The sequence below is a fragment of the Streptomyces sp. H39-S7 genome (genome assembly GCF_027158205.1).
Classification (GTDB): Bacteria; Actinomycetota; Actinomycetes; order Streptomycetales; family Streptomycetaceae; genus Actinacidiphila.
Genome location: NZ_JAPVLU010000128.1, coordinates 1 through 2,856, shown reverse-complemented (window position 1 = coordinate 2,856; position 2,856 = coordinate 1). Strand labels below are relative to the sequence as shown.

At 76.1% G+C, this 2,856-nt stretch carries 4 protein-coding genes; 3 read left to right on the top strand and 1 reads right to left on the bottom strand.

Annotated elements, in window-relative coordinates; genetic code table 11:
- The 3 genes from ureG to O3X23_RS43725 form a co-directional block, all read left to right on the top strand.
- Window positions 1-599 (top strand): urease accessory protein UreG (gene ureG / locus O3X23_RS43735; RefSeq protein ID WP_269280945.1); only part of this gene is annotated, 599 nt, incomplete at its 5' end.
- Window positions 596-1,432, top strand: a complete 837-nt coding sequence (locus O3X23_RS43730; RefSeq protein WP_269280942.1) for an urease accessory protein UreD — start codon at window positions 596-598, stop codon at window positions 1,430-1,432. The genes ureG and O3X23_RS43730, both read left to right, overlap by 4 nt.
- Window positions 1,429-1,890, top strand: a complete 462-nt coding sequence (locus O3X23_RS43725; protein WP_269280939.1) for a type II toxin-antitoxin system PemK/MazF family toxin — start codon at window positions 1,429-1,431, stop codon at window positions 1,888-1,890. Before O3X23_RS43730 ends, O3X23_RS43725 begins: the two co-directional genes overlap by 4 nt.
- 30 nt (window positions 1,891-1,920) lie before the next feature.
- Here the strand turns inward: O3X23_RS43725 and O3X23_RS43720 are convergent, their stop codons facing one another.
- Window positions 1,921-2,793 carry a LysR family transcriptional regulator gene (locus tag O3X23_RS43720; RefSeq protein ID WP_269280949.1) on the bottom strand — a complete coding sequence of 291 codons (873 nt, stop codon included), beginning with the start codon at window positions 2,791-2,793 and terminating at the stop codon, window positions 1,921-1,923.
- Between the last annotated feature and the right edge of the window lie 63 nt (window positions 2,794-2,856).

The window sequence follows — 2,856 nt, the reverse complement described above, 5'->3', positions numbered from 1 at the left end:
GTCTTGCCGGAGCCGACGGGTCCGGCAAGACCGCCACCGTCGCCGCGCTCTGCCGCCTGCTGCGCGACGAGCTGTCGATCGCGGTGGTCACCAACGACATCTACACCCGCGAGGACGCGGAGTTCCTGCTGCGCAACGCCGTCCTGCCGCCCGAGCGCATCAGCGCGGTGGAGACCGGCGCCTGCCCGCACACCGCGATCCGCGACGACATCTCGGCCAACCTCGAAGCCGTCGAGGACCTCGAGGACGCGGTCGGGCCACTGGACCTGGTCCTGGTCGAGTCGGGCGGTGACAACCTCACGGCCACGTTCTCCAAGGGTCTGGTGGACGCGCAGATCTTCGTCATCGACGTCGCGGGCGGCGACAAGATCCCCCGCAAGGGCGGGCCCGGCGTGACCACCTCGGACCTGCTGGTCATCAACAAGACGGACCTCGCCCCGCTGGTCGGCGCCGACCTCGACGTCATGGCCCGCGACGCCAGGGCGCAACGCGGCGACCTCCCGGTGGTCTTCACCGCGCTGACCGCCGAGGGCGGCATCGCCCCGGTCGCCGGCTGGATCCGCGAGCGGCTCGCCGCCTGGACCGCGGTCCCGGCGTGACCGCCGCCGTCGCCGCCGGAGTGCGCGCCGCCGCCCGCATCGTGGCCGCGGCCGACGGGCGCGGCGGCACCGCGCTGCCGGTGCTCGCCGGCCAGGGCCCGTTCGCGCTGCGCCGCACCCGCTCCACCGGCCGCGGCGCGCAGGTCACGGTCATCGGCGCGATGAGCGCCCCGCTGGGCGGTGACCGGCTGGAGCTGTCCGCCGAGGTGGGCGCGGGCGCGGACCTGACGGTGCGCAGCGCCGCCGCGACCCTGTCGCTGCCGGGTGCCGGCGGTGAACCCGCGACGTACGACCTGCGGTTGGGCGTCGAGGAGGACGCGGTGCTGCGCTGGCTGCCCGAGCAGGTCATCGCCGCCGCGGGCAGCGACCTGCGGATGACCGCCTGGATCGAACTCGCCGCGGGGGCCCGGCTCGTCTACCGGGACGAGCAGGTCCTCGGCCGCGCGGGGGAGCCGCCGGGCCGGCTCAGCACCCGGCTGACCGTGCGCCGTGCCGGGGAGGTCCTGCTGGACCAGGAGCTGTCGTTCGGCCCCGGCGTCCCGGGCTGGGACGGTCCCGCGATCCTGCACCGGTACCGGGCCGTCGGCCAACTCCTCCTCGTGTCGCCGGAGTTCGTCCAGGAGCTGCCCCAGGCCGCGATCCTCGCCGCGGACCCCGGCGGTGGTCAGGCCGTCCGCACGCCGCTCGCCGGTCCCGCCGTCCTGGTCACGGCCGTGGCACCCGACGCGCTGTGCCTGCGCCGGCTGCTGGACGCGATGACGCCGCATGCCGACGGCGCCGGTGCCCACCACCCGGCGACCGCCGCGGTCGAAGGCGCTAGCGTGGCCCGATGAGCACTTCGATCAACGACGCAGCGGTACCGGCCCCGTCCCCCGGCCGCGACGGACCGACCGCGACGCGCGAGGCACAGCCCCACGAGGCCGGACCGGTCCGCACGACGTACGCGCCCGACCGCGACGGCGACCCGGACCCCGGCGAGATCGTCTGGACGTGGGTGCCGTTCGAGGAGAACGACGGCCGCGGCAAGGACCGGCCGGTGCTGGTCGTGGCCCGCGAGGCGGCCGGCACGCTGCTGGCCGTCCAGCTGTCCAGCAAGCGGCACGACGCGGACCACGAATGGGTGCCGATCGGCACCGGCTCGTGGGACGCGGCCGGCCGCGAGTCCTGGGTCGACCTCGACCGCGTGCTGCGCGTGCACCCCGACGGGATGCGCCGGGAGGCCTGCGCGCTGGACCGCCCGCGCTTCGACCGCGTGGTGGAACGGCTGACGGAACGCTACGGGTGGAGCTGACCGCCGTGCGGCGGGCTGGTCCCGTGGTGTTCACCCCGGCGCGCTGAGCAGCTCCGTCAGGAGCAGGGCCGTCGGGCCCGGGTCGCCGCGGTGCAGCGACTCCGTACGGTGCACCAGCCGCGGAGCGGACAGGGGCACTCCTGCGGTCCCCGCGACGGATGCCGGCAGCAGCGCCAGCCCGTGCCCGGCGCGTACCAGGGCGAGCACGGCCCGTACGTCCGTGCCGTCGTAACGCGGCCCGGTCCGGAAGCCGTTGCCGCACGCCGCGCGCAGGTCACCCAGCGGGATCGCCGCGTCCGGGGCGTCCAGCCACAGCGCGTCGACCAGGTCGATCAGCCGCAGGCCGTCCCGGGCGGCCAGCGGATGACCGGCCGGCAGGACGACGGCCAGCGGTTCCTCGCCGACGCCGGCCGTGTGCAGCGGGCCGGCGTCGGGCAGCCGCAGCGGGTCGCTGGGCGCCGCCGCGCCGTCCACCAGGCCGAGGTCGAGGTCGCCGCGTGCCACCCCGGCCACGACGGCGGCGCGTTCCAGCAGCCGCACGGTCACGTCCGTGCGCGGCGCCGCCGCCCGGAGCCCGGCGAGGGCGAGGGCCGTCCGGTCGCCGAACGCCAGCGGGGACGCACCGAGCACCAGACGCGCGGCGGGGGAGTGCGCCGCGCGCACCACCTCGGCGCGGGCCGCGTCCATCCGCAGCAGCAGCGGCCCGGCGTGCTCCAGCAGCCGGCTGCCCGCCTCGGTGGGCGCCACCGGCCGGCGGCCCAGCAGTTCCACCCCGAGGTCGGCCTCCAGCGAGGCGATGTGCTGCGAGACGGCGGACTGGGTGTAGCCCAGCTCGCGTGCGGCGGCGGAGAAGGACGCGAGCCGGACGACCGCCGTGAAGGTGCGCAGCAGATGCGGATCCATGAGCATCAGTATTGCTGATGCCACGACAACTCTTCATCGTTGGACGTGATGGAGGAGGTGGCC